Source organism: Paenibacillus sp. OAE614 (assembly GCF_040546645.1).
GTDB lineage: Bacteria > Bacillota > Bacilli > Paenibacillales > Paenibacillaceae > Paenibacillus_AQ > Paenibacillus_AQ favisporus.
Genome location: NZ_JBEPOD010000001.1, coordinates 7,494,889 through 7,517,865 on the forward strand (window position 1 = coordinate 7,494,889; position 22,977 = coordinate 7,517,865).

The window sequence follows — 22,977 nt, forward strand, 5'->3', positions numbered from 1 at the left end:
CAAAGGTGCGTGAGTAGTTAAGTACCCCTGTGCTTTTGGAGGAATCGCAAGATGTCTAATGATAAAGGATTACAGGATGCTCATGTCAAGATCGGTGCCAAACAAACGATGAAACTCGTAGAATTGGGCCAAGCCGCCGAAGTGTTTGTGGCGGAAGATGCGGAACACCGGCTCGTTTCAAAGGTTGAAGCTCTTTGCACTAAGCATGGAGTGAAGATCACCTATGTGGATACTATGCATCAATTGGGTAAAGCATGTGGAATTGAAGTGGGCGCAGCGATGGCCGCTATCGTTAAATCATAGTTGTAAGGAACGTTTTTGTTGGAGAATCAACAGAGTTCTTCCGGCAAAGACTTTTCATTTGTTCTTTTATGAACCGCCTGGGTCTGTGGACTTAAAAAGAGGTTTGTAATGAGGATAAGTATTATGGGAAGGGGGTGGCTAACATGCCAACAATTAACCAGCTAGTTCGCAAAGGACGTCAAGCTAAGATCTACAAGTCGAAGTCCCCTGCATTGCAGAAAGGATACAACGCTCTGAAGCGTGAAGAGACAGGACTTAGCGCTCCTCAAAAACGTGGTGTCTGCACCCGTGTAGGTACAATGACTCCGAAGAAACCGAACTCCGCGCTTCGTAAATATGCCCGTGTTCGCTTGACGAACCGCATCGAGGTGACTGCTTACATTCCGGGGATCGGACACAACCTGCAAGAGCACAGCGTGGTATTGGTTCGCGGTGGACGGGTAAAAGACCTTCCAGGTGTTCGTTACCATATCGTTCGCGGTGCGCTTGATACTGCAGGTGTGAACAACCGGATGCAAGCTCGTTCCAAATACGGCGCGAAACGTCCGAAAGCTAAAAAATCGTAATTGATTCTATAAGAGTTCAAGACTTAAGAAAGGGGGATATCCATGCCACGCAAAGGTCCAGTTAGTAAGAGAGACGTATTGCCAGATCCGGTGTACAACAGCAAACTGGTTACACGCCTTATCAACCGCATCATGCTGGATGGTAAAAGAGGTGTTGCCCAAAGCATCCTTTACAATTCGTTCAAGCTGATTCAAGAACGTACGGGTAAAGATCCTATGGAAGTGTTTGAAGCAGCCATCAAAAATATCATGCCAGTACTGGAAGTTAAAGCTCGCCGTGTCGGCGGTGCCAACTACCAGGTGCCGATTGAAGTAAAACCTGAAAGACGTACGTCTTTGGGATTACGTTGGCTCGTGAACTACTCCCGCAACCGCGGTGAGAAGACAATGGAAGAGCGTTTGGCGGCTGAGATCATCGACGCTTCCAACAACACAGGCGCTTCCGTTAAGAAACGCGAGGACACTCACAAAATGGCTGAAGCGAACAAAGCGTTTGCTCACTACCGCTGGTAGGATTCGGCTCAATAAATTACACTTCAATTTTGAAGGGAGACTATTTTCATGGCAAGAGAGTTCTCCTTGAAAAATACACGCAACATCGGGATCATGGCGCATATTGACGCTGGTAAAACGACCACCACAGAGCGGATCTTGTTCTACACAGGCCGTACGCACAAAATCGGTGAAGTTCACGAGGGTGCGGCTACAATGGACTGGATGGAGCAGGAGCAGGAGCGCGGGATCACGATTACTTCCGCTGCGACGACCGCTTCGTGGAAAGGTCACCGCGTTAATATCATTGACACCCCAGGGCACGTTGACTTCACGGTTGAAGTTGAACGTTCCCTTCGTGTATTGGATGGGGCAGTAGGTGTTTTCAGTGCGAAAGAGGGCGTTGAGCCTCAGTCTGAAACTGTATGGAGACAGGCTGACCGCTACGGCGTTCCGCGGATCGCATATGTAAACAAGATGGATATTATTGGTGCCGACTATCTGAATGTCGTTAACGACATGCGCGATCGTCTGCAAGCGAACGCAGTAGCGATTCAATTGCCGATCGGTGCAGAGAACGACTTCGTGGGCATCATTGACCTGGTTGAGCAAAAAGCTCATATGTACAAAGACGACCTGGGTCAAAATATTGAGGTGGTCGACATTCCGGCCGAGTTCCAAGACAAAGTCGAAGAACTTCGCGCTGAACTGATCGAAAAAGTCGCAGAACTCGACGAAGACCTGACAATGAAGTATCTGGAAGGTGAAGAAATCACTGTTCCGGAACTGAAAGCAGCCCTCCGCAAAGGGGTTTGCGAAGTTAAGATCTTCCCGGTTATCTGTGGTTCCTCTTACCGCAACAAAGGGGTTCAGCTGATGCTGGACGCTGTTATCGATTATCTGCCAGCTCCAGTTGACGTACCATCGATTCAAGGTCACCTTGAAGACGGTACGGAAGTTGAGCGTCATTCTTCCGATGAAGAACCGTTCGCGGCTCTGGCGTTCAAAATCATGACAGACCCTTATGTGGGTAAACTGACATTCTTCCGCGTATACTCTGGTATCCTTCAATCCGGTTCTTACGTATTGAACGCTACCAAAGGCAAACGCGAACGTATCGGACGTATCCTTCAGATGCATGCGAACAGCCGTCAAGAGATCAGCGAAGTTTACTCCGGTGACATCGCGGCTGCCGTAGGCTTGAAAGATACCGGTACGGGCGACACACTCTGCGACGAGAAAGCCCCGGTTATCCTGGAATCCATGAACTTCCCGGATCCGGTTATCGAAATCGCAGTTGAGCCTAAAACCAAAGCCGACCAAGATAAAATGGGCGTTGCTTTGGGCAAATTGACAGAAGAAGATCCTACGCTGCGTGCTCATACAGATGAAGAGACTGGCCAAACAATCTTGGCTGGTATGGGTGAGCTTCACCTCGACATCATCATTGACCGCATGCGTCGTGAATTCAAGGTAGAAACCAACGTGGGTAAACCACAGGTTGCATACCGTGAAACCTTCCGTCAAGCTGCACGCGTTGAGGGTAAATTCGTTCGTCAGTCCGGTGGTCGTGGTCAATACGGTCACGTCTGGGTTGAGTTCGAACCTCTCGAAGCAGGTACTGGCAGCCAGTTTGACAGCAAAATCGTCGGTGGCTCTGTACCAAGAGAATACGTCCAGCCTGCACTGAATGGTATCGAAGAAGCCATGAAGAATGGTGTTCTTGCCGGCTTCCCGCTTGTAGACATCAAAGCTACAATCGTAGACGGTTCCTACCATGATGTCGACTCCAATGAGATGGCGTTTAAGATTGCCGGTTCCATGGCGCTTAAAGCGGCTAAAGACAAGTGTAAACCTGTCCTGCTCGAGCCAATCATGAAAGTCGAAGTTACGGTGCCTGAAGAATACATGGGCGACGTAATGGGTATGCTGAACTCCCGCCGCGGACGTATCGAAGGTATGGATAACCGTTCCGGCGCTCAGATCATCCGTGCGAAAGTGCCTCTTTCCGAAATGTTCGGATACTCGACGACACTTCGTTCCGGTACCCAAGGACGCGGCGTGTTCTCCATGGAACTCTCCCACTACGAAGAAGTTCCTAAGAACATCGCTGAAGAAATTGTTTCGAAGTCCAAAGGATCTGACGAGTAATTTCTGCTTTTGAGTTTTAAACCCTGACCGGTACGATTACATCCAGAACTGCTTGCATAAACACCGGTCAGTTCAAACATAAAACCTATATTCAATCCATTTAAGGAGGAATTGTTCAAATGGCAAAGGCTAAGTTTGAACGTACTAAACCGCACGTTAACATCGGTACTATCGGTCACGTCGACCATGGTAAAACAACTCTGACTGCTGCTATCACGACTGTATTGTCCAAAACTTACGGTGGTGCTGCAGTAGCATTCGATCAAATCGACAAAGCTCCAGAAGAGCGCGAACGCGGTATCACAATCTCCACTGCACACGTGGAATACGAAACACCTAACCGTCACTATGCACACGTTGACTGCCCAGGGCACGCCGACTATGTTAAAAACATGATCACTGGTGCTGCTCAAATGGACGGAGCGATCCTGGTTGTATCCGCAGCTGACGGCCCAATGCCGCAAACTCGCGAACACATCCTGCTCTCCCGTCAGGTAGGCGTACCTTACATCGTTGTATTCCTGAACAAATGCGACATGGTTGAAGACGCTGAACTTCTTGAACTGGTTGAAATGGAAGTTCGTGACCTGCTGAACGAATATGAGTTCCCAGGCGACGACACTCCAATCATCCAAGGTTCTGCTCGTGAAGCTCTGCAAAACCCAGACGGCGAGTGGGCACAAAAAATCATCGAAATGTTCAACATCATCGATGAGTACATCCCTCTTCCAGAGCGCGACACTGACAAACCTTTCCTTATGCCAGTCGAGGACGTATTCTCCATCACTGGTCGTGGTACGGTTGCTACAGGCCGTGTAGAACGCGGAACGGTTAAAGTGGGCGACGAAGTTGAAATCGTTGGTATCGCTGAAGAAACTAAGAAATCCGTCGTTACGGGCGTTGAAATGTTCCGTAAATTGCTGGATTCCGCTCAAGCTGGTGACAACATCGGTGCCCTGCTTCGCGGTGTAGACCGTAACCAAATCGAGCGCGGTCAAGTACTTTGCAAACCGGCTTCCGTTAAACCGCATACTGAGTTCGCTGCTCAAGTATACGTTTTGACTAAAGAAGAAGGTGGCCGTCATAAGCCTTTCTTCACTGGATACCGTCCTCAGTTCTACTTCCGTACAACGGACGTAACTGGTGTGGTTAACCTTCCAGAAGGAACTGAAATGGTTATGCCTGGCGACAACATCACTGTAACCGTTCAACTGATCGCTCCAATCGCGATTGAAGAAGGAACGAAGTTCACGATCCGTGAAGGTGGACGTACAGTAGCTGCTGGTGCCATCGCAACAATCAGCAAATAATTAAAAGGCGAACTGCCTTCCATATAGCAACGATGTGCTGGAACGAGTAACGCTGTGTTGTAAACGAAAGAGATACAGAGGAATCCTCTCCTGGCGGGAGGATTCCTTTTCTTTATATATAGGAAGAAAAGAACAACAACACCTTTTCATTAAAAGCTTGCATTATGCCCATTCTTTATATATAATAGTGAATGTTGTTCTGAGACGTTGCGATGATGTGAGAGGTTACTGACACACCCGGCCCCTTTGCCATGGAGCGGTGGGTTAGAAAATTTTCACGGAGTATGTCCGATACCAAATTGGGCGATAGAAGGAGGGACTAAAATGGCAAAGCAAAAAATTCGTATTCGTTTGAAAGCTTACGATCACAGAATTCTTGATCAATCCGCTGAGAAAATCGTTGAAACTGCAAAACGTTCGGGTGCTGGTGTATCTGGACCGATTCCGCTTCCAACTGAGAAACAAATCATTACTATTCTCCGTGCGGTACACAAGTATAAGGATTCTCGGGAGCAATTCGAAATGCGCACACACAAGCGTCTGATCGACATTGTTAACCCAACTCCACAAACTGTGGATGCTCTTATGCGCTTGGACCTGCCGTCCGGTGTAGATATCGAAATCAAATTGTAATTCCAAATGAATTAAGACGGGAAAAGAGGTGTCAACATGAAAGGTATCTTAGGAAAAAAACTCGGAATGACTCAAGTATTTACTCCAGAAGGTAATGTAATTCCTGTGACGGTTATCGAAGCAGGTCCTTGTGTTGTTCTGCAAAAGAAAGATCTTGAGAACGATGGCTACGAAGCTATTCAAATCGGTTTCGCCGATAAGAAGGAGAAGCGTGCAAACAAGCCAGAAGCAGGACATGCTAAAAAAGCTAACACTGCACCTAAGCGCTACGTTCGCGAAATTCGCGGTGTTGACCTCGGAGCATTCGAGGTTGGCCAAGAACTGAAGGCGGATGTCTTCGCAGAAGGCGAATTTGTTGACGTAACCGGTACTTCCAAAGGTAAAGGCTTCCAAGGCGTTATCAAACGTTGGGGACAAAGCCGCGGACCAATGGCTCACGGCTCGCGTTACCATCGCAGACCGGGTTCCATGGGCTCGATCCAGGCTAACCGTGTTCCTAAAGGAAAGCGTCTGCCAGGTCACATGGGTAATGCTACGGTAACTGTACAAAAACTTGAAGTTGTTAGAGTGGACGTTGAACGCAACGTATTGCTCGTTAAAGGTGCTATTCCTGGACCTAAAAACAGCTTCGTTAAAATTAACGAAACGGTGAAGAAATAATCACCTAAGGAAAGGAGGAACACATAATGCCAAAAGTAACCCTGTTTAATGTCAGCGGTAGCGAAGTAGGAGAACTGGAACTGAACGATGCGGTATTTGGCGTAGAGCCAAACGTACACGTGATGAACCAAGCGGTATTGCTGCAAAGAGCATCTTTGCGTCGTGGTACACACAAAGTGAAGGGCCGTTCTGAAGTGCGCGGCGGCGGACGTAAGCCTTGGAAACAAAAAGGAACCGGCCGTGCTCGTCAAGGTTCGATCCGTTCACCACAATGGAAGGGCGGCGGTACTGTATTCGGTCCAACACCACGCAGCTACTCGTTCAAGCTTCCTAAGAAAGTTCGTCGTCTGGCTATTAAATCTGCATTGTCTTCTAAAGTGATCGCTAACAATCTGATCGTTCTGGACCAACTCGCTCTGAACACGCCTAAAACAAAGGAATTCGCAGCGATCCTGAACAATCTGAAAGTAGAACGTAAGGCTCTGATCGTAGCTCCTGGCTATGATGATAATGTGGCTCTTTCCGCACGGAATATTCCTGGCGTGAAATTTGTTGCAGCAGACGGCATTAATGTTCTTGACGTACTTCTGTACGACAAACTGATCATTACGAAAGAAGCAGTTCAGAAGGTAGAGGAGGTGCTCGCGTAATGAAAGATCCTCGTGATATTATCAAACGTCCGGTGATCACTGAACGTACGGCTGAATACATGGGCGACTTGAAGTATGCCTTTGAAGTGGATATCCGTGCGAACAAGACCGAGATCAAACAAGCTGTTGAATCGATCTTTAAAGTGAAAGTAACGAATGTAAATACAATGCGCGTCCCTGCTAAGCCGAAACGTTATGGCCGCTACAACGGTTATACAACCGAGTGGAAAAAAGCCATCGTAACGCTGAGCAAAGACAGCAAAGCGCTCGAGTTTTTTGAATCTGTAGAGTAAGGAGGAAATCACGTGCCTATTAAAAAGTATAAGCCGACATCCCCGGCTAGACGTAACATGTCCGTGTCTACTTTTGAAGAGATCACGACAAATCAGCCGGAGAAATCGTTGCTTGCACCGCTCAGCAAAACAGCTGGCCGCAACAACCAAGGTAAAATTACGGTTCGTCACCACGGCGGCGGACACAAGCGTAAATACCGCATCATCGACTTCAAACGTACGAAAGACGGCATACCAGGTACCGTTGCTACGATCGAGTATGACCCGAACCGTACTTCCAATATTGCTCTGATCCACTATGCAGACGGAGAGAAGCGTTACATCATCGCTCCTAAAGGTCTGAAAGTGGGAGACAAAATTGAATCCGGTCCAAACGCCGACATCAAAATCGGTAACGCCCTTCCAATGGAGAACATTCCAGTAGGTACTGTTATCCACAACATCGAACTGCAGCCTGGCAAAGGCGGACAATTGGTTCGCGCAGCCGGTACCGAAGCTCAGCTTCTTGGTAAAGAAGATAAATACGTATCCGTACGTTTGTCTTCGGGTGAAGTTCGCAGACTGCTTAAAGTTTGCCGTGCTACAATCGGTTCCGTTGGTAACGAAGACCACGAGCTGATCAAAATCGGTAAAGCAGGCCGCAGCCGCTGGCTCGGACAACGTCCTGAAGTTCGCGGGGTAGTTATGAACCCTAACGATCACCCTCACGGTGGTGGTGAAGGCCGCGCTCCAATCGGACGTAAATCGCCAATGTCTCCATGGGGCAAACCAACCCTTGGTTACAAAACGCGTAAAAAAGGCAAAGCTTCTGACAAATATATCGTTCGCCGCCGCACAAAATAATGCACGCTGTGCATAACTTTGTGAAGTGCCGAAAGTAACGAGAAGATTGGATGAAGGGAGGATTTTATAGATGAGTCGCAGTTTGAAAAAAGGGCCTTTCATTGACGGGTACCTGCTGAAAAAAGTAGAAGTGATGAACGAATCGAACAAGAAGGCGGTTATCAAAACTTGGTCCCGTCGCTCTACGATTTTCCCACAATTTATCGGTCACACGTTCGGTGTATACGACGGACGCAAGCACGTTCCGGTATACGTAACGGAAGACATGGTAGGACACAAGTTGGGTGAATTCGCTCCAACACGTACCTACAAGGGTCATACGGACGATGACAAGAAAACAAGAAGATAATTTCGAAGCTCTTTGTTTGAGAGGAGGTAAAACAAATGGAAGCAAAAGCACATGCCAGATCTATTCGGATTGCTCCTCGTAAAGTCAAGCTCGTTGTTGACTTGATCCGCGGTAAGCAAGTTGGTGAGGCCATCGCCATTCTCCGCCACACTCCGAAATCGGCTTCCCTGGTTGTGGAGAAGCTGCTGAACTCAGCGATCGCCAATGCTGAGCATAACTACTCGATGGATATTAACAATTTGGTTGTGAGCCAGGTTTTCGTTAACCAAGGCCCAACAATGAAGAGATTCCGTCCACGCGCCATGGGTCGTGCGAGCCGGATCAATAAACGCACCAGCCACATTACTTTGGTGGTATCTGAAAAATAAGGAGGGATAACGTGTGGGCCAAAAGGTAAATCCAGTCGGACTCCGTATCGGGATCATCCGTGATTGGGAATCGAAATGGTATGCTGGCAAAGATTTCGGTAATCTTTTGCTGGAAGATGTCAAAATCCGTGAATACCTGAAAAATAAATTGAAGGATTCTGCTGTTTCTCGCATCGAGATCGAGAGAGCGGCAAATCGTGTGAACGTCACTATCCACACTGCGAAACCAGGTATGGTTATCGGTAAAGGTGGTTCCGAAGTTGAAGTACTTCGCAGCCAAGTTACGAAAATTGCAGGCGGTAAAAAAGTTCACATCAACATCTCTGAAATTAAACATGCTGACCTGGACGCTGTCCTGGTTGCAGAAAGCATTGCTCAGCAATTGGAACGCCGTGTTTCTTTCCGTCGTGCTCTGAAACAAGCGATCCAAAGAACGATGCGTTCAGGCGCTAAAGGAATCAAAACTCAAGTGGGCGGACGTCTTGGCGGCGCCGAGATCGCTCGTTCGGAAGGCTACAGTGAAGGAACTGTTCCACTTCATACGCTTCGTGCTGACATCGACTACGGTACGGCTGAGGCGCATACAACTTATGGCCGTCTCGGCGTAAAAGTATGGATCTATCGTGGAGAGGTTCTTCCTACGGCTAAGAAACAAGCTGCTCAGGAAGGAGGCAACTAATCATGTTGGTACCAAAACGTGTAAAACACCGCAAGCAACAACGCGGTCACATGAAGGGTATGGCAAAAGGCGGAACTGAACTGAACTTCGGTGAATTCGGTTTGCAAGCACTGGAGCCAACTTGGATCACGAACCGTCAGATCGAAGCAGCGCGTATTGCGATGACGCGTTACATCAAGCGTGGCGGTAAAGTATGGATTAAGATTTTCCCTGACAAGCCGATCACTCAAAAACCTCTTGAGGTTCGTATGGGTAGCGGTAAAGGTAACGTTGAGAAATGGGTCGCAGTTGTCAAACCAGGCAAGATTATGTTTGAACTTGGAGGCGTGTCTGAGGAAATCGCTCGCGAAGCGATGCGTCTCGCCGCTCACAAGCTGCCGATCAAAACGAAGTTTGTGAAACGTGAAGAATTGGGTGGTGAAGCAAATGAAAGCTAATGATCTGCGTAACTTGACCACTGCAGAAATCGAGCAAAAGATCGCGGGCTTTAAAGAGGAACTCTTTAACCTCCGTTTTCAATTGGCTACCGGACAGCTTGATAACCCAACTCGGATCCGTGATGTACGCAAGGAAATAGCTCGTGCTAAAACCGTCATCCGTGAAAGAGAACTTGGGATTAGTTAATAGATCACAGCCGTGCTCGTCTGTAATCAGGAAGGAGGCTAACTATGAGCGAAGAACGCAATGCTCGTAAAGTGCAAATCGGTAAAGTTGTCAGTGACAAAATGGATAAAACCATTGTAGTAGCCGTTGAAACTTACAAAAAGCATGATCTCTACCACAAGCGCATTAAATACACGAAGAAATTTAAAGCGCATGATGAGAACAACACAGCACAAATCGGAGATACCGTTAAAATCATGGAAACTCGTCCACTCTCTAAAGACAAACGTTGGAGACTGGTAGAAGTCGTTGAAAAAGCGGTTATCATCTAAAGATAGAGTTAGTTTTTCCGAAAGGAGGAAATTTCAATGATTCAACCATTTACACGTCTTCAAGTAGCTGACAACTCTGGTGCGAAGGAACTGATGTGTATCCGCGTGCTGGGTGGTACGGGACGTCGTACAGCAGCCATCGGTGATTTGATCGTTTGCTCCGTCAAACAAGCAACACCAGGCGGCGTTGTCAAAAAAGGTGATGTTGTTAAAGCTGTTGTGGTTCGTACGAAGCGTTCTGTACGCCGCAAAGACGGATCTTACATCTCTTTTGACGAAAACGCAGCGGTTGTTGTTAAAGAAGACAAAAGCCCGCGCGGAACTCGTATTTTCGGACCAGTGGCTCGCGAACTTCGCGACAAAGATTTCATGAAAATCGTTTCCTTGGCACCGGAAGTAATCTAGTAGCTGATTCCCGGACAGTGAGCTGTTACGGGATCCCGATAAATCGCTGACATGCAGTCATAGGAGGTGTAACAAAATGCCGAAAGTGAAAAAGGTTCTGGAATCGCACAGCAACAAACTGCACGTGAAGAAAGAAGATACGGTTATGGTCATCAGCGGTAAAGACAAAGGCAAAAAAGGCCGTGTCATCGCAGCGTATCCTCGTGAAAACCGTGTGCTTGTCGAAGGCGTGAACATGGTGAAGAAACACCAAAAGCCGAACCAATCCAACCCTCAAGGCGGAATCATCGAGCAGGAAGCACCGATCCATGTATCCAACGTGATGCATATCGATCCGAAGAGCGGCAAAGTAACCCGTATCGGTTACAAAACGCTGGATAACGGTAAAAAGGTCCGTGTTGCGAAGAAGTCCGGAGAGGTTATCGACTAATCGAATCGTTAAGAAAGGAGGTTCATAATTCATGGCAGCAAGAATGAAAGAACGTTTTTTGAATGAAGTTACTCCTGCTTTGATGCAGAAGTTCAGTTATTCTACGGTAATGCAGGTACCTAAAATCGAGAAGGTTGTCATCAACATGGGTGTGGGTGATGCCGTATCCAACTCGAAAGTACTGGATGCCGCAGTTAATGATATGCAGCTGATTGCTGGTCAAAAGCCGGTAATTACTCGTGCTAAAAAATCCATCGCCGGATTCAAACTGCGTGAGAATATGCCGATCGGTGTGAAGGTAACACTGCGCGGAGAGCGTATGTACTACTTCCTGGACAAATTGTTCAACGTTACCCTTCCACGTGTCCGTGACTTCCACGGCGTGTCTACCAAAGCATTTGATGGACGCGGCAACTACACGCTTGGTCTCAAGGAGCAACTGATCTTCCCTGAGATCGAGTATGATAAAGTTGATAAAGTCCGTGGTATGGATATCGTTATCGTAACGACGGCTAAAACTGACGAAGAGTCCCGCGAGCTGCTCGCTCAATTGGGAATGCCTTTTGCGAAGTAATTCGCAAATCCATTTCTCCGAAAATTTTTAGGAGGTGTCAGGCTAAGTGGCAAAAACTTCGATGAAGGTAAAACAACAACGTACGCCTAAGTTTAAAGTGCGTGCTTACACACGCTGCGAACGTTGCGGTCGTCCACATTCGGTACTGCAAAAGTTCAAAATTTGCAGAATTTGTTTCCGTGAATTAGCTTATAAAGGCCAGATCCCTGGCGTGAAAAAAGCAAGCTGGTAAGAAGTTTACAATCGGGAAGGAGGTTCACACAAAATGACTATGTCTGATCCAATTGCAGATATGCTGACTCGTATTCGTAACGCCAACACTGTGCGTCACGAAACGGTTGAAATGCCTGCTTCGACGATGAAAAAACAAATCGCTGACATTTTGAAGCGTGAAGGTTTCATCCGTGATGCAGAATATATCGATGACAACAAACAAGGGATTATCCGTGTTTTCCTGAAATACGGTGCCAACAATGAACGCGTCATCTCCGGTTTGAAGAGAATCAGTAAACCAGGTCTGCGCGTGTACACGAAGAGCAACGAAATTCCTCGTGTCCTCGGCGGTTTGGGTATTGCGATTATCTCCACATCCAAGGGAGTTATGACCGACAAAGAAGCTCGTCAATCCAAAGCTGGCGGAGAAGTTGTCTGCTACGTTTGGTAATACACGTCACAGAACAAGGAGGTGCAACACATGTCCCGTATTGGTCGCAAACCAATCACAGTACCAAGCGGTGTGGATATCACACTGAACAATTCCGTTATTACGGTTAAAGGACCGAAAGGATCTTTGACTCGTGAACTTCATAAAGACATGAAGGTAACGGTAGAAAACAACGAAATCGTCGTTGAGCGCCCATCCGACAACAAAGCGCATCGTTCGCTTCACGGCACGACCCGCAGCGTTGTCAACAATATGGTGAGCGGAGTAACTGAAGGCTTTTCGAAATCTCTGGAATTGGTTGGGGTCGGATATCGTGCAAGCAAGTCTGGAGATAAGATCGTCCTGAACGTTGGTTACTCTCATCCGGTAGAAATCACTCCAGAACCAGGTATCGAGTTCGAAGTGCCTGCAAATACGAAAATCATCGTTCGCGGTATCGATAAAGAGCGCGTAGGTGCATACGCCGCTAAAATCCGTTCCGTTCGCGAGCCTGAGCCTTACAAAGGTAAAGGGATTAAGTATGAAGGTGAGCGCATTATCCGTAAGGAAGGTAAAGCAGGTAAGAAGAAATAAGCCGTTATTTCTTAAGCCTTCTTTACCCCGTGCGTCTTAAAGTGAAGCTGTCATGGCAAAACTGAAAGGAGTGAAAGGGAAGACATGATTACAAAAGAGGATAAGAACAAAGCTCGTCTCAAACGTCATCTGCGTGTCCGCAAGAAGATCCAAGGTACTGCTGAACGCCCACGTTTGAACGTATTCCGTTCTTCTAAACATATCTACGCTCAACTGATCGACGACGTAGCTGGCGTAACCATCGTTTCTGCGTCTACAGTTGATAAAGAGCTTAGCGGTTCCGTGAAAAACGGCGGCAGCGTTGAGGCTGCTCGTCAAGTCGGCGAACTCGTTGCTAAGCGTGCAAAAGAAAAAGGTCATACTTCGATCGTATTCGACCGCGGAGGATACCTGTACCATGGACGGATTCAAGCTCTGGCTGACGCAGCTCGCGAAGCAGGCTTGGAATTCTAAGAATTTCTAAAAAGGAGGTAAACGACTTGCGTGTAGATCCTAACACTTTGGAACTGACTGAAAGAGTGGTTAATATTAACCGCGTTGCTAAAGTAGTAAAAGGCGGACGCCGTTTCAGCTTCAGCGCGCTGGTAGTTGTCGGTGACGGCAAAGGCTGGGTTGGTGCTGGTATCGGTAAAGCAGGCGAAGTTCCTGACGCCATCCGCAAAGGCATCGAAGATGCTAAGAAAAATCTGATTCACGTTCCTCTCGTTGGAACATCAATTCCTCACCTGGTCACTGGCCACTTTGGTGCTGGACGCGTTCTTTTGAAACCAGCGTCTGAAGGTACTGGAGTTATCGCCGGCGGTCCTGTGCGTGCCGTACTGGAACTGGCAGGTGTAGGTGACATCTTGACAAAATCTTTGGGTTCTTCGAACTCCATGAACATGGTCAACGCGACTTTGGAGGGCTTGTCCCGTCTGAAGCGTGCTGAAGATGTAGCCAAATTGCGTGGCAAATCTGTCGAAGAGCTGCTCGGTTAAGGAGGGAATGTCATGGCTAAACTTCAAATTACCCTCGTCCGCAGTTTGATCGGCCGTCCTGAAACTCAGCGCACGACTGTAAAAACTCTCGGCTTGCGTAAATTAAATTCGACGGTGGTTCATAACGACAATCCTGCAATTCGCGGAATGATCAACAAAGTGAGCCACTTGGTATCTGTTACTGAAATTGAAGGTTAATCTTGCAACAAGATTAACCTAGAAATATTAAGGAGGTGCAACGAACGATGAAGTTACACGAACTTTCCTCAGCTGCTGGATCCCGCAAAGAACGCAAACGTGTTGGCCGTGGTACAAGTAGCGGTACTGGTAAAACATCTGGCCGTGGTCACAAAGGTCAAAACGCTCGTTCTGGCGGCGGTGTGCGTCCTGGCTTCGAAGGTGGGCAAAACCCATTGTATCGTCGTCTGCCGAAACGTGGATTTGTAAATCCTACGCGGAAAGAGTATGCGATCGTGAACATCGAGGAACTGAACAGCTTTGCAGAGGGTACTGAAGTAACTCCTGAGTTTTTGGTGGAAAGCGGCGTCGTGAAAAACACGAAGAGCGGCATCAAAATTCTTGGTAATGGCGAAGTAACCGTAAAATTGACTGTAAAAGCAAACAAGTTCTCTCAATCTGCGGTAGAGAAAATCGAGGCTGCCGGCGGTAAAACCGAGGTGATCTAATGTTTAAGACCCTGAAGAATATATGGCGGGTTGAGGACCTACGCAAGAGAATCTTGTTCACCTTGTTTGTACTGATCATTTACCGTATCGGTTCATTCGTTCCTGTTCCAGGCGTTGATAAAACGGTCCTGGAGCAAACGAATCAGCAGGGTAGCGAGTTGTTTGGTCTCTTAAACACGTTCTCGGGAGGAGCGCTTCATCAGTTCTCCATCTTTGCCCTCGGGATCGTGCCGTATATTACCTCGTCCATCATCGTGCAGTTGTTGTCGATGGATGTCGTCCCGAAACTTGCCGAATGGGCTAAACAAGGCGAGCACGGGAAGAAGAAATCGGCGCAATTGACACGCTATGGTACGATAGTATTGGGCCTGATTCAGTCGTTTGCGATGGCCATCGGTTTTAACCGGTTGTACGGTACGCAAATGATTCCTAACGCCACCTTCGTGGATTACCTTCTCGTTGCGATCGTATTGACCGCAGGTACGGCATTCCTGATGTGGCTTGGTGAACAAATTACTGAAAAAGGAATCGGTAATGGTATTTCCATTCTGATTTTTGCAGGGATTATCGCTAACATCCCGATGTATATCCGGAGTACAGCGAGCTCCAACTTTATTCAAGATGGTCAGGTATTTATGAATACACTCAAGACGATCGTCATACTTATTGTGATCGTGGCGATTATTGCGGGTGTCATCTACATCCAGCAAGCGATTCGTAAAATTCCTGTGCAGTACGCAAAACGTGTGGTAGGCAACAAAATGTACGGCGGACAGAATACGCATATTCCGCTCAAGATCAATGCTGCGGGCGTTATTCCGGTCATCTTCGCTGTCTCCTTGCTGCAGTTTCCTACGATTATTGCGAGCTTCTGGTCAACTCATGCTTGGGCCCAATGGATCCAAACTAACTTGAGATATGACTACCCTCTTGGTATGGTACTGTATGTTCTGATGATCATTGGTTTCACTTTCTTCTACACATTCGTGCAGATGAATCCAAACCAAATGGCTGATAACATGAAGAAAAACGGTGGCTACATTCCTGGCATTCGTCCTGGTAAAGCGACTGAGAAGTACCTGACCCGCGTAATGTCCCGGTTAACGATGACCGGCGCCATCTTCCTGGCCGTTATTTCTCTGCTTCCGATCGGTTTCGGTACGCTTGCCGGTCTGCCGAGCTCGGTGAAAATCGGGGGAACTTCACTGCTCATCGTCATCGGTGTGGCATTGGATACAATGAAGACCATCGAAAGTCAATTGATTAAGCGCCATTACAAAGGCTTTATCAATAAATAGTAATAGGTCCCGGTGAAGTCCATTGAACTTCCCGGTGCTTATTGCGTTGTTTCTTGTAACGGTAGTGTTTGGAGGGAGAGAGAAACGTGAACATACTATTCATGGGCCCTCCTGGGGCAGGTAAGGGAACACAGGCGGAAGTCATTGTCAATGAATTCGGCATTCCCCATATTTCGACAGGCGATGCATTTCGTTTGGCGATTAAACAGGGAACTCCCATCGGGAAGAAAGCCAAAGAATACATGGATCAAGGACTCCTGGTACCGGATGATGTAACGATCGGCATTGTTGAAGAACGTCTGCAGCAGTCCGATTGCGAAAAAGGTTTTTTATTGGACGGCTTTCCAAGAACCCTTTCGCAAGCGGAAGCGCTGGATGAAATTCTTAGCAGACTGAACACGAAGCTTGATCATGTCATCAACCTGAAAGTAGACCGCGACAAGCTGATGGCGCGCCTTACTGGACGCCGGATCTGCAAGAACTGCGGTGCAACTTATCATGTGATTTTCAACCCGCCAAAACAGGAAGGTGTATGTGATAAATGCGGAGGCGAACTGTATCAGCGCTCGGATGATAACGAAGAGAGCGTAGGTACCCGCCTGGACGAATATATCAACAAAACAGCACCGCTCCTTACGTTTTATGAGAACAAAGGTCTTTTGCGTCAGATCGATGGGGATCAGGAAATCGGTACGGTATCCGATGAAATCGTATCGGTACTGCGAGGTTAATTGTAATGATCATTTGTAAGTCCGAAACGGAACTTGGCTTTATGAGGGAGGCTGGACGGATCGTTGCGGAAACGCATCGCCTCATGGCCAAACACATCGAGCCGGGGATCACTACCGGAGAGCTTGATCGGATTGCAGACCACTACATTCGCAGTCAACATGCGCTGCCGTCTTTTAAAGGCTACAATGGTTTTCCTGCCAGCATTTGCGCTTCAGTCAATGATCAATTGGTGCACGGATTTCCCGGCAAACGCAAATTAAACGAAGGCGACATTATTACGCTAGACATCGGTGCGCAGTACCGTGGTTACCATGGAGACTCCGCTTGGACCTATCCTGTAGGGAGCATTTCGGAGGAAGCCCAGCGTCTACTGGACGTCACCGAAAGGTCTTTATATGCAGGCTTAGAGCTTGTCAAACCTGATGTGCGCCTGTTTACGATCTCGCATGCCATTCAACGCGTGATTGAAGATGCCGGCTTCTCGGTTGTCCGGGAGTATGTCGGGCACGGTGTTGGGGCAGAACTGCATGAAGAACCACAAATTCCGAACTTTGGCACGCCGGACCGAGGGCCTCGGCTTAAACCCGGCATGGTGTTGGCGATCGAACCGATGGTCAATGCCGGATCAAGGTATGTTAAGACGCTGGAAGACAACTGGACGGTCGTTACGGTTGACGGCTCCCTGTGTGCCCATTTCGAGCATACGGTGGCTGTGACGCCGGACGGCATGGAGATTTTCACAAAACTGGATGTGTAGGTGATCGTTCTTGAGCAATCAAAGCAGCCCGCAAATCGGTCAAATTGTGAAGATCCTGAAAGGCAAGGATGCCGGACAGCTCGCCGTGGTCGTATCCATAGCTGACAGCAGATTTGTGTATATAGCTGACGGGGACAAACGAAAGTTTGACCAGTGCAAGAAGAAGAATCTATTGCATCTGGAACCCCAAAAGTTTATCAGCAGTGAGGTTGTTGACAGTTTAAAAGAAAGCGGTCGGGTCACAAACGGAAAGCTGCGTTATGCAGTGATGAAGTTTATGAAGTCCACCGAATCCCAAGCTGAAGAGAAAGGAGACTGACTGTGGCCAAAGAAGATGTTATTGAAGTGGAAGGCACGGTTCTTGAACCATTGCCGAATGCAACGTTCAAGGTCGAACTGGAGAACGGTCATCAGATTCTTGCCCATGTTTCCGGTAAGCTGCGGATGCACTTTATCCGTATTCTGACAGGCGACAAAGTGGTCGTTCAGTTATCGCCTTATGATCTAACCAAAGGTCGTATAACTTATCGTAAATAGCAATTCCGTTTCCTTTAGGGGAAACGTTCAGGATGTTAAACATCCCGTTTGCAGCAATTAACGTAGTGAACATTTTATCCGGACCTGGTCCGGTTGACTCCGAGTCATCCTACGAAGAGAGTTTTGCTTGGCAAAACTTTAGGGAGGTAATGAACATGAAGGTAAGACCTTCTGTAAAGCCTATGTGCGAAAAATGCAAAGTCATTCGTCGCAAAGGTACTGTAATGGTTATCTGTGAAAATCCGAAGCACAAACAAAAACAAGGTTAAGAGAAGGGGGTGTAGCGTAAAATGGCTCGTATAGCTGGTGTGGATTTGCCACGTGACAAACGCGTTGAGATCGCCTTGACTTATATTTTCGGAATCGGTAAAACGACTTCCCAGAAAATTCTGAGCGAAACAGGCATCAATCCGGACACTCGTGTTCGTGATTTGACGGAAGATGAAGTCAGCAAATTGCGTGAAACGATCGACAAAGGGGTTAAGGTTGAAGGTGACCTGCGTCGTGAAATTTCCTTAAATATTAAGCGTCTCGTTGAAATCGGATGCTATCGTGGTGTGCGTCATCGCCGCGGTCTGCCGGTTCGTGGACAACGTACTAAAACCAATGCTCGTACACGGAAAGGCCCTCGTCGTACTGTAGCGAACAAGAAGAAATAATAAGGGGGGATAAAAGACAATGGCTAAACCGAAAAAAGTCGTACGTACTAAACGTCGTGACCGTAAAAATATTGAATCTGGCGTGGCTCATATCCGTTCCACGTTCAACAATACGATCGTAACGATCACGGATCCTCACGGTAACGCAATTTCTTGGGCAAGCTCCGGCGGCCTCGGATTCAAAGGTTCCCGTAAATCCACTCCGTTTGCTGCGCAAATGGCTGCTGAAACAGCTGCCAAAGCTGCAATGGAACATGGTATGAAGGCAGTTGAGGTTATGGTTAAAGGTCCAGGTGCAGGCCGTGAAGCAGCGATCCGTTCTTTGCAAGCTGCTGGTCTGGAAGTCAACCTGATCAAAGACGTAACTCCAATTCCTCACAACGGTTGCCGCCCGCCAAAACGTCGTCGTGTCTAATTGATAGTCAACCTGGGAATGTGGTATAAAACCGGCACAATCTGCTAATAATGGTTGTTTAGGCATACTACATGGATACACTTGAACAAGGTGACAGTTTCATATAGGAGCGACGTTTGAAGGAGGGGTACTTGCGTGATTGAAATCGAAAAGCCGAAAATTGAGACCGTAGACGTCAGTGAAGACGGAGCCTATGGAAAATTTGTGGTAGAGCCGCTGGAACGAGGATATGGAACGACTCTGGGGAATTCACTTCGCCGGATTCTGCTCTCCTCGCTGCCTGGCGCGGCCGTTACATCTGTTCAGATTGACGGTGTGCTTCATGAATTCTCAACGGTTCCGGGCGTCATGGAAGACGTAACGGAAATTATTCTGAACCTGAAGGCTCTTTCCCTGAAAATTCATTCGGACGAAGAGAAAGTGTTCGAAATCGATGCTGAGGGCGAAGGAGTCGTGACGGCAGGAGACATCCGGGCGGACAGCGATGTGGAAATTCTTAATCCGGACCTGCATATTGCTACACTGGGTCCTGGATCGAGACTCCATATGCGTATTTTTGCTAACCGCGGTCGTGGCTATGTCCAAGCAGATAAGAATAAACGTGATGATCAACCCATTGGCGTCATCCCGGTCGATTCTATCTATACCCCGATTAGCCGCGTGAATTACGGCGTGGAGAATACGCGGGTTGGTCAAGTGACCAACTACGACAAATTGACGCTTGAAGTATGGACTGATGGCAGCATCAGACCAGAAGAGGCGGTTAGCCTCGGCGCCAAAATTTTGACCGAGCATTTGATGCTGTTCGTGGGTCTCACGGACGAAGCGAAAGATGCGGAGATCATGGTCGAAAAAGAAGAAGACAAAAAAGAAAAAGTGCTTGAGATGACAATCGAAGAGCTGGATCTCTCCGTACGTTCTTACAACTGTCTCAAACGTGCCGGTATCAATACGGTGCAAGAGCTGACCACGAAAACCGAAGAAGATATGATGAAAGTCCGCAACCTGGGCCGCAAATCTTTGGAGGAAGTTCAAGAGAAGCTCGAAGAGCTCGGTTTGGGACTCCGTACAGAAGAATAGCATCTTAGGATTGTTAGCGAAGGAGGGGAAAACATGGCATACCAAAAGTTGGGCCGCGATTCCAGCGCACGTAAAGCTTTGTTCCGTGACCTGGTAACCGACCTGTTCTTATACGAGCGTATCCAAACGACAGAAGCGAAAGCGAAAGAAGTTCGCACGATCGCTGAAAAGCTGATCACGAAAGCAAAGAAGGGTGATCTTCATGCCCGTCGCCAAGTGGCAGCATTCGTTCGTCGTGAAACGGTAGATGGGGAGCAAGACGCAATCCAAAAACTGTTCAGCGAGCTGGCTACACGTTACGCTGAGCGTCCAGGCGGATACACACGTATCCTGAAGCTCGGACCTCGTCGCGGTGATTCCGCGCCTATGGTTTATTTGGAACTGGTTGACCGCGCGTAAACTGATGAGGATGAGGAAAGGGTGGAAGGAATCCATGATTCTGATCAAACCCTTTTTTTCACTTCTAGGGACGTGTCTAAGGAGCTCCTGAAGGGAGCTTCTTTTTCTGAAAAGAAGCAGCCGGTTCATCCGAGCCAGAATACAGGAACGGCTCCGCCGTGATATCGCGGTGGGGCCGTTTTTGTGTAAAAACGTACGAATGGATAGGATTCCCCGTTCATCGGGAAACCATGCGGTATCGGATTCAGGAGGTTTAAGAAATGCGCAACCTATGCATGAAGGTCAGTTATGACGGTACTGATTACTGCGGATTCCAGACCCAGCCGGACGGCAGCACGGTCCAGGATGCCCTGGAGAAGGCGATCAAGCTGCTGACAGGGGAAGAGGTCAAGATCCATGCTTCCGGGCGAACAGACGCCGGTGTGCATGCTCGCGGCCAGGTGTTTAACTTCATCACCTCTTCCGATATTCCCGTCGAGCGCTGGTGCATCGCCCTCAACTCGAGGCTGCCCCAAGACATTATCGTCTGGGAGGCGGAGGAGGTTCCGCTGGAATTCCACTCCAGAAGGTCGGCCAAACGGAAGACGTACCGGTATACCATCAATGCCAACCAGTTTCCGGATCTGTTCCAGAGACGAACCCAATTCCATCATCCCGTCAAGCTGGACATTGCGGCAATGGCGGAAGGATTGAAGCATCTGATCGGGACTCATGACTTTACTTCCTTTGCTTCGCGCCATTCAACGAAACCTTCCCATATCCGGACGCTGTATGAGGCCGAGCTCGTGGTGGATGATTCCATGTGCCGTCCAGGGACGCGGGATCAGGGGCTGATCCATATCTACGTCACAGGGAGCGGCTTTCTTCAGCATATGGTCCGCATTATCGTGGGGACGCTGCTGGAGATCGGGAAAGGTCGCAAGAAGCCTGAAGATATGCCGGCGATTCTCGAAGCCAAGGACCGGTCCAAAGCAGGGCCTACAGCCGTCGCCAAGGGACTGATTTTATGGAACGTCGAGTATGAAGCGGCTGATGAAAATAATTTAAAATCAGCTTGCGATTTGCCTGGCGATACTGTAGAATAAAAGTTGTGTTTTCTTAATGGCTTTCCCACAGCCCCAGTTAAGAGATTCACATTCCTAACATGAAAATTAACTTTTTAACAATGACAATTGAACGAAGATAAATGATTTTCGGACGAAACCAAGGAGGAACTATTCATGCGTACGACCTATATGGCCAAGCCAAATGAAGTAGAGCGCAAATGGCACATCATTGATGCCGAAGGCAAAACGCTCGGACGTCTGGCGAGCGAAGTAGCGGCTCTGATCCGCGGCAAACACAAGCCACAATTCACCACTCATGTTGACACAGGTGACTTCGTTGTCATCATCAACGCTGAGAAGGTACATCTGACAGGCAAGAAGCTTCAGAACAAGAAATACTACCGTCACTCCCTGCATCCAGGTGGTTTGAAAGTGACAAACGCTCAGGATCTGCTGAACAGCAAGCCAGAACGTGTATTGGAATCCGCTGTTCACGGTATGCTTCCTAAAACCCGCATGGGCGAAAAGATGAAGCTGAGACTGAAAGTATACGCAGGTACTGAACATCCGCATGCAGCACAAAACCCAGAAGTTTACGAACTTCGCGGCTAATTAAAAGGAGGACAGTTTCATGGCACAAGTACAATACTATGGGACAGGTCGTCGTAAACATTCGGTAGCTCGTGTTCGCCTTGTACCGGGTGAAGGACGCATTGTCATCAATAAACGTGATATCAACGAATACTTCGGTTTGGAAACCCTCAAACTGATCGTAAAACAACCACTGACTTTGACTGAAACGCTGGGACAATACGACGTGCTCGTTATTGCCAACGGCGGCGGGATTTCCGGCCAAGCCGGAGCCATTCGCCACGGGATCTCCCGTGCTCTGCTGAAAGCAGATCCGGAATACCGTCCAGCTCTGAAAAAAGCAGGCTTCCTGACTCGTGACCCACGGATGAAAGAACGTAAAAAATACGGTCTCAAAGCCGCTCGTCGCGCGCCACAGTTCTCGAAACGTTAATATTTACTTTTATGTACAAATCGCCCTGGCCATTACTGGTCTAGGGCGATTTTTTGTTGTCTTTAACGTAAGGAATATCCCGTTGCGCCCAAAAGTGCACTCAGCCGTTTTATTGGCTCAGTACGTTAATTGCGTCTTCCAAATTATGAATATCCCCCACGGCCGACTTGTGTAATACCTCATTGTGACAGGTGGCGCATTCCACGTGAATGTTGCAGTAGTCCAGGCCATCATCATTTTTACCGTCCGTCCACCATACATTGAACTGATCGGATAGCTGGCTGCAGGTTTCGCAAAACAGCGGTCCGCTCACATTTTTCAGTTGATGCGAAGATACGATCACCAAGAACACCCCTTCCCAATAATCTAGTGTATATAGCCCAATGTTGCTGTGGCCCGATGCCCTCTGTACAGAGCGGCGTATAAAGCTTGTCAGCCCCAAATCCCTTTACCGGATTAGTATGTCATCCCCAAAAGTACGTTTATGCA

Annotated in this window: 40 protein-coding genes; 39 read left to right on the forward strand and 1 reads right to left on the reverse strand. The window is 48.1% G+C overall.

The features are described 5' to 3' along the window. Positions 1–51 precede the first annotated feature (51 nt). The 39 genes from ABIE48_RS34180 to rpsI all read left to right on the forward strand — a co-directional run bounded on the left by ABIE48_RS34180 (position 52) and on the right by rpsI (position 22,488). A complete protein-coding gene (locus tag ABIE48_RS34180) occupies positions 52–303 on the forward strand; it encodes a ribosomal L7Ae/L30e/S12e/Gadd45 family protein (protein ID WP_105441902.1) in 252 nt (83 codons plus the stop codon). A gap of 143 nt (positions 304–446) precedes the next feature. Continuing rightward, entirely contained in the window at positions 447–869 is a 423-nt protein-coding gene (rpsL, locus tag ABIE48_RS34185) for a 30S ribosomal protein S12 (protein WP_076176731.1), read from the forward strand. 42 nt (positions 870–911) lie between these two features. Beyond that, positions 912–1,382 (forward strand): 30S ribosomal protein S7, encoded by a 471-nt coding sequence (gene rpsG / locus ABIE48_RS34190; RefSeq protein ID WP_145030011.1) that lies wholly within the window; start codon positions 912–914, stop codon positions 1,380–1,382. 48 nt (positions 1,383–1,430) lie between these two features. Beyond that, complete coding sequence (gene fusA, locus ABIE48_RS34195) at positions 1,431–3,512, forward strand: elongation factor G (RefSeq protein ID WP_105441901.1); 2,082 nt, start codon at positions 1,431–1,433, stop codon at positions 3,510–3,512. A 119-nt stretch (positions 3,513–3,631) separates the two neighbouring features. Next, on the forward strand, positions 3,632–4,822 hold the full coding sequence (tuf, locus tag ABIE48_RS34200) for an elongation factor Tu (protein ID WP_145030007.1): 1,191 nt from the start codon (positions 3,632–3,634) through the stop codon (positions 4,820–4,822). 324 nt (positions 4,823–5,146) lie between these two features. Continuing rightward, entirely contained in the window at positions 5,147–5,455 is a 309-nt protein-coding gene (gene rpsJ, locus ABIE48_RS34205; protein WP_005544556.1) for a 30S ribosomal protein S10, read from the forward strand. A gap of 36 nt (positions 5,456–5,491) precedes the next feature. Continuing rightward, positions 5,492–6,115: a 50S ribosomal protein L3 gene (gene rplC, locus ABIE48_RS34210; RefSeq protein ID WP_076176735.1), complete on the forward strand. Its 624-nt coding sequence runs from the start codon at positions 5,492–5,494 to the stop codon at positions 6,113–6,115. A 26-nt stretch (positions 6,116–6,141) separates the two neighbouring features. After that, positions 6,142–6,765, forward strand: a complete 624-nt coding sequence (gene rplD, locus ABIE48_RS34215; RefSeq protein WP_076176736.1) for a 50S ribosomal protein L4 — start codon at positions 6,142–6,144, stop codon at positions 6,763–6,765. Next, positions 6,765–7,058: a 50S ribosomal protein L23 gene (rplW, locus tag ABIE48_RS34220; RefSeq protein WP_076176737.1), complete on the forward strand. Its 294-nt coding sequence runs from the start codon at positions 6,765–6,767 to the stop codon at positions 7,056–7,058. Before rplD ends, rplW begins: the two co-directional genes overlap by 1 nt. Before the next feature lie 12 nt (positions 7,059–7,070). Next, positions 7,071–7,901 carry a 50S ribosomal protein L2 gene (rplB, locus tag ABIE48_RS34225; protein WP_076176738.1) on the forward strand — a complete coding sequence of 277 codons (831 nt, stop codon included), beginning with the start codon at positions 7,071–7,073 and terminating at the stop codon, positions 7,899–7,901. A 70-nt stretch (positions 7,902–7,971) separates the two neighbouring features. Next, positions 7,972–8,250, forward strand: coding sequence for a 30S ribosomal protein S19 (rpsS, locus tag ABIE48_RS34230; protein ID WP_076176739.1), 279 nt, complete (start codon positions 7,972–7,974; stop codon positions 8,248–8,250). Positions 8,251–8,285: 35 nt separating this feature from the next. Further along, on the forward strand, positions 8,286–8,618 hold the full coding sequence (gene rplV, locus ABIE48_RS34235; protein WP_076176740.1) for a 50S ribosomal protein L22: 333 nt from the start codon (positions 8,286–8,288) through the stop codon (positions 8,616–8,618). 13 nt (positions 8,619–8,631) lie between these two features. Then, entirely contained in the window at positions 8,632–9,297 is a 666-nt protein-coding gene (gene rpsC / locus ABIE48_RS34240) for a 30S ribosomal protein S3 (RefSeq protein WP_105441900.1), read from the forward strand. Between the two features lie 2 nt (positions 9,298–9,299). Continuing rightward, positions 9,300–9,734 (forward strand): 50S ribosomal protein L16, encoded by a 435-nt coding sequence (gene rplP, locus ABIE48_RS34245; protein ID WP_076176742.1) that lies wholly within the window; start codon positions 9,300–9,302, stop codon positions 9,732–9,734. Beyond that, complete coding sequence (gene rpmC / locus ABIE48_RS34250) at positions 9,724–9,921, forward strand: 50S ribosomal protein L29 (RefSeq protein ID WP_076176743.1); 198 nt, start codon at positions 9,724–9,726, stop codon at positions 9,919–9,921. Before rplP ends, rpmC begins: the two co-directional genes overlap by 11 nt. 44 nt (positions 9,922–9,965) lie before the next feature. Beyond that, on the forward strand, positions 9,966–10,232 hold the full coding sequence (rpsQ, locus tag ABIE48_RS34255) for a 30S ribosomal protein S17 (protein ID WP_025336666.1): 267 nt from the start codon (positions 9,966–9,968) through the stop codon (positions 10,230–10,232). Between the two features lie 36 nt (positions 10,233–10,268). Then, on the forward strand, positions 10,269–10,637 hold the full coding sequence (gene rplN, locus ABIE48_RS34260) for a 50S ribosomal protein L14 (RefSeq protein ID WP_076176744.1): 369 nt from the start codon (positions 10,269–10,271) through the stop codon (positions 10,635–10,637). Between the two features lie 76 nt (positions 10,638–10,713). Continuing rightward, entirely contained in the window at positions 10,714–11,067 is a 354-nt protein-coding gene (gene rplX / locus ABIE48_RS34265) for a 50S ribosomal protein L24 (RefSeq protein ID WP_076176745.1), read from the forward strand. Between the two features lie 31 nt (positions 11,068–11,098). Next, positions 11,099–11,641: a 50S ribosomal protein L5 gene (gene rplE, locus ABIE48_RS34270; RefSeq protein ID WP_076176746.1), complete on the forward strand. Its 543-nt coding sequence runs from the start codon at positions 11,099–11,101 to the stop codon at positions 11,639–11,641. A gap of 46 nt (positions 11,642–11,687) precedes the next feature. After that, on the forward strand, positions 11,688–11,873 hold the full coding sequence (locus tag ABIE48_RS34275) for a type Z 30S ribosomal protein S14 (RefSeq protein ID WP_013312154.1): 186 nt from the start codon (positions 11,688–11,690) through the stop codon (positions 11,871–11,873). Positions 11,874–11,906: 33 nt separating this feature from the next. Beyond that, entirely contained in the window at positions 11,907–12,305 is a 399-nt protein-coding gene (rpsH, locus tag ABIE48_RS34280) for a 30S ribosomal protein S8 (protein WP_076176747.1), read from the forward strand. A 30-nt stretch (positions 12,306–12,335) separates the two neighbouring features. Beyond that, positions 12,336–12,878 carry a 50S ribosomal protein L6 gene (gene rplF / locus ABIE48_RS34285; RefSeq protein WP_145030000.1) on the forward strand — a complete coding sequence of 181 codons (543 nt, stop codon included), beginning with the start codon at positions 12,336–12,338 and terminating at the stop codon, positions 12,876–12,878. An 84-nt stretch (positions 12,879–12,962) separates the two neighbouring features. After that, positions 12,963–13,331, forward strand: a complete 369-nt coding sequence (gene rplR / locus ABIE48_RS34290) for a 50S ribosomal protein L18 (protein ID WP_076176749.1) — start codon at positions 12,963–12,965, stop codon at positions 13,329–13,331. A gap of 26 nt (positions 13,332–13,357) precedes the next feature. Continuing rightward, entirely contained in the window at positions 13,358–13,855 is a 498-nt protein-coding gene (gene rpsE / locus ABIE48_RS34295) for a 30S ribosomal protein S5 (RefSeq protein WP_076176750.1), read from the forward strand. Positions 13,856–13,867: 12 nt separating this feature from the next. After that, positions 13,868–14,053, forward strand: coding sequence for a 50S ribosomal protein L30 (gene rpmD, locus ABIE48_RS34300; RefSeq protein ID WP_076176751.1), 186 nt, complete (start codon positions 13,868–13,870; stop codon positions 14,051–14,053). A gap of 47 nt (positions 14,054–14,100) precedes the next feature. After that, on the forward strand, positions 14,101–14,541 hold the full coding sequence (gene rplO / locus ABIE48_RS34305) for a 50S ribosomal protein L15 (protein WP_076176752.1): 441 nt from the start codon (positions 14,101–14,103) through the stop codon (positions 14,539–14,541). Continuing rightward, a complete protein-coding gene (secY, locus tag ABIE48_RS34310) occupies positions 14,541–15,839 on the forward strand; it encodes a preprotein translocase subunit SecY (RefSeq protein WP_145029998.1) in 1,299 nt (432 codons plus the stop codon). Before rplO ends, secY begins: the two co-directional genes overlap by 1 nt. An 86-nt stretch (positions 15,840–15,925) precedes the next feature. Beyond that, a complete protein-coding gene (locus ABIE48_RS34315) occupies positions 15,926–16,570 on the forward strand; it encodes an adenylate kinase (RefSeq protein WP_076176754.1) in 645 nt (214 codons plus the stop codon). A gap of 5 nt (positions 16,571–16,575) precedes the next feature. Further along, on the forward strand, positions 16,576–17,328 hold the full coding sequence (map, locus tag ABIE48_RS34320; RefSeq protein WP_094600163.1) for a type I methionyl aminopeptidase: 753 nt from the start codon (positions 16,576–16,578) through the stop codon (positions 17,326–17,328). Positions 17,329–17,338: 10 nt separating this feature from the next. Further along, on the forward strand, positions 17,339–17,647 hold the full coding sequence (locus ABIE48_RS34325) for a KOW domain-containing RNA-binding protein (protein ID WP_076176756.1): 309 nt from the start codon (positions 17,339–17,341) through the stop codon (positions 17,645–17,647). 2 nt (positions 17,648–17,649) lie between these two features. Continuing rightward, positions 17,650–17,865 (forward strand): translation initiation factor IF-1, encoded by a 216-nt coding sequence (gene infA / locus ABIE48_RS34330; protein WP_017692098.1) that lies wholly within the window; start codon positions 17,650–17,652, stop codon positions 17,863–17,865. Positions 17,866–18,020: 155 nt separating this feature from the next. Further along, positions 18,021–18,134, forward strand: a complete 114-nt coding sequence (rpmJ, locus tag ABIE48_RS34335; RefSeq protein WP_026688601.1) for a 50S ribosomal protein L36 — start codon at positions 18,021–18,023, stop codon at positions 18,132–18,134. A 21-nt stretch (positions 18,135–18,155) separates the two neighbouring features. Further along, positions 18,156–18,524 (forward strand): 30S ribosomal protein S13, encoded by a 369-nt coding sequence (gene rpsM / locus ABIE48_RS34340; protein ID WP_076176757.1) that lies wholly within the window; start codon positions 18,156–18,158, stop codon positions 18,522–18,524. 19 nt (positions 18,525–18,543) lie between these two features. After that, positions 18,544–18,939 (forward strand): 30S ribosomal protein S11, encoded by a 396-nt coding sequence (gene rpsK / locus ABIE48_RS34345; RefSeq protein WP_009589209.1) that lies wholly within the window; start codon positions 18,544–18,546, stop codon positions 18,937–18,939. Positions 18,940–19,074: 135 nt separating this feature from the next. Next, positions 19,075–20,019, forward strand: coding sequence for a DNA-directed RNA polymerase subunit alpha (locus tag ABIE48_RS34350; protein ID WP_076176758.1), 945 nt, complete (start codon positions 19,075–19,077; stop codon positions 20,017–20,019). Between the two features lie 33 nt (positions 20,020–20,052). Further along, on the forward strand, positions 20,053–20,418 hold the full coding sequence (gene rplQ / locus ABIE48_RS34355; RefSeq protein WP_076176759.1) for a 50S ribosomal protein L17: 366 nt from the start codon (positions 20,053–20,055) through the stop codon (positions 20,416–20,418). A 260-nt stretch (positions 20,419–20,678) separates the two neighbouring features. Continuing rightward, positions 20,679–21,503 carry a tRNA pseudouridine(38-40) synthase TruA gene (gene truA, locus ABIE48_RS34360; protein ID WP_145029992.1) on the forward strand — a complete coding sequence of 275 codons (825 nt, stop codon included), beginning with the start codon at positions 20,679–20,681 and terminating at the stop codon, positions 21,501–21,503. A gap of 135 nt (positions 21,504–21,638) precedes the next feature. After that, a complete protein-coding gene (gene rplM / locus ABIE48_RS34365; RefSeq protein WP_145029990.1) occupies positions 21,639–22,076 on the forward strand; it encodes a 50S ribosomal protein L13 in 438 nt (145 codons plus the stop codon). A gap of 19 nt (positions 22,077–22,095) precedes the next feature. Continuing rightward, the gene (gene rpsI, locus ABIE48_RS34370; RefSeq protein ID WP_076176762.1) at positions 22,096–22,488 is read left to right on the forward strand and encodes a 30S ribosomal protein S9; all 393 of its coding nucleotides are present in this window, start codon (positions 22,096–22,098) and stop codon (positions 22,486–22,488) included. 109 nt (positions 22,489–22,597) lie between these two features. On the opposite strand, the gene ABIE48_RS34375 is transcribed toward rpsI, so the two are convergent. After that, positions 22,598–22,831, reverse strand: coding sequence for a hypothetical protein (locus ABIE48_RS34375; protein WP_145029988.1), 234 nt, complete (start codon positions 22,829–22,831; stop codon positions 22,598–22,600). Between the last annotated feature and the right edge of the window lie 146 nt (positions 22,832–22,977).

What these genes read in the sequence shown, in the direction of transcription:
- ABIE48_RS34180 (WP_105441902.1), top strand. Translation starts at nt 52, where the DNA reads ATGTCTAATGATAAAGGATTACAGGATGCTCATGTCAAGATCGGTGCC.
- rpsL (WP_076176731.1), top strand. Translation starts at nt 447, where the DNA reads ATGCCAACAATTAACCAGCTAGTTCGCAAAGGACGTCAAGCTAAGATC.
- rpsG (WP_145030011.1), top strand. Translation starts at nt 912, where the DNA reads ATGCCACGCAAAGGTCCAGTTAGTAAGAGAGACGTATTGCCAGATCCG.
- fusA (WP_105441901.1), top strand. Translation starts at nt 1,431, where the DNA reads ATGGCAAGAGAGTTCTCCTTGAAAAATACACGCAACATCGGGATCATG.
- tuf (WP_145030007.1), top strand. Translation starts at nt 3,632, where the DNA reads ATGGCAAAGGCTAAGTTTGAACGTACTAAACCGCACGTTAACATCGGT.
- rpsJ (WP_005544556.1), top strand. Translation starts at nt 5,147, where the DNA reads ATGGCAAAGCAAAAAATTCGTATTCGTTTGAAAGCTTACGATCACAGA.
- rplC (WP_076176735.1), top strand. Translation starts at nt 5,492, where the DNA reads ATGAAAGGTATCTTAGGAAAAAAACTCGGAATGACTCAAGTATTTACT.
- rplD (WP_076176736.1), top strand. Translation starts at nt 6,142, where the DNA reads ATGCCAAAAGTAACCCTGTTTAATGTCAGCGGTAGCGAAGTAGGAGAA.
- rplW (WP_076176737.1), top strand. Translation starts at nt 6,765, where the DNA reads ATGAAAGATCCTCGTGATATTATCAAACGTCCGGTGATCACTGAACGT.
- rpsS (WP_076176739.1), top strand. Translation starts at nt 7,972, where the DNA reads ATGAGTCGCAGTTTGAAAAAAGGGCCTTTCATTGACGGGTACCTGCTG.
- rplV (WP_076176740.1), top strand. Translation starts at nt 8,286, where the DNA reads ATGGAAGCAAAAGCACATGCCAGATCTATTCGGATTGCTCCTCGTAAA.
- rplP (WP_076176742.1), top strand. Translation starts at nt 9,300, where the DNA reads ATGTTGGTACCAAAACGTGTAAAACACCGCAAGCAACAACGCGGTCAC.
- rpmC (WP_076176743.1), top strand. Translation starts at nt 9,724, where the DNA reads ATGAAAGCTAATGATCTGCGTAACTTGACCACTGCAGAAATCGAGCAA.
- rpsQ (WP_025336666.1), top strand. Translation starts at nt 9,966, where the DNA reads ATGAGCGAAGAACGCAATGCTCGTAAAGTGCAAATCGGTAAAGTTGTC.
- rplN (WP_076176744.1), top strand. Translation starts at nt 10,269, where the DNA reads ATGATTCAACCATTTACACGTCTTCAAGTAGCTGACAACTCTGGTGCG.
- rplX (WP_076176745.1), top strand. Translation starts at nt 10,714, where the DNA reads ATGCCGAAAGTGAAAAAGGTTCTGGAATCGCACAGCAACAAACTGCAC.
- rplE (WP_076176746.1), top strand. Translation starts at nt 11,099, where the DNA reads ATGGCAGCAAGAATGAAAGAACGTTTTTTGAATGAAGTTACTCCTGCT.
- rpsH (WP_076176747.1), top strand. Translation starts at nt 11,907, where the DNA reads ATGACTATGTCTGATCCAATTGCAGATATGCTGACTCGTATTCGTAAC.
- rplF (WP_145030000.1), top strand. Translation starts at nt 12,336, where the DNA reads ATGTCCCGTATTGGTCGCAAACCAATCACAGTACCAAGCGGTGTGGAT.
- rplR (WP_076176749.1), top strand. Translation starts at nt 12,963, where the DNA reads ATGATTACAAAAGAGGATAAGAACAAAGCTCGTCTCAAACGTCATCTG.
- rpmD (WP_076176751.1), top strand. Translation starts at nt 13,868, where the DNA reads ATGGCTAAACTTCAAATTACCCTCGTCCGCAGTTTGATCGGCCGTCCT.
- rplO (WP_076176752.1), top strand. Translation starts at nt 14,101, where the DNA reads ATGAAGTTACACGAACTTTCCTCAGCTGCTGGATCCCGCAAAGAACGC.
- secY (WP_145029998.1), top strand. Translation starts at nt 14,541, where the DNA reads ATGTTTAAGACCCTGAAGAATATATGGCGGGTTGAGGACCTACGCAAG.
- map (WP_094600163.1), top strand. Translation starts at nt 16,576, where the DNA reads ATGATCATTTGTAAGTCCGAAACGGAACTTGGCTTTATGAGGGAGGCT.
- rpmJ (WP_026688601.1), top strand. Translation starts at nt 18,021, where the DNA reads ATGAAGGTAAGACCTTCTGTAAAGCCTATGTGCGAAAAATGCAAAGTC.
- rpsM (WP_076176757.1), top strand. Translation starts at nt 18,156, where the DNA reads ATGGCTCGTATAGCTGGTGTGGATTTGCCACGTGACAAACGCGTTGAG.
- rpsK (WP_009589209.1), top strand. Translation starts at nt 18,544, where the DNA reads ATGGCTAAACCGAAAAAAGTCGTACGTACTAAACGTCGTGACCGTAAA.
- rplQ (WP_076176759.1), top strand. Translation starts at nt 20,053, where the DNA reads ATGGCATACCAAAAGTTGGGCCGCGATTCCAGCGCACGTAAAGCTTTG.
- truA (WP_145029992.1), top strand. Translation starts at nt 20,679, where the DNA reads ATGCGCAACCTATGCATGAAGGTCAGTTATGACGGTACTGATTACTGC.
- rplM (WP_145029990.1), top strand. Translation starts at nt 21,639, where the DNA reads ATGCGTACGACCTATATGGCCAAGCCAAATGAAGTAGAGCGCAAATGG.
- rpsI (WP_076176762.1), top strand. Translation starts at nt 22,096, where the DNA reads ATGGCACAAGTACAATACTATGGGACAGGTCGTCGTAAACATTCGGTA.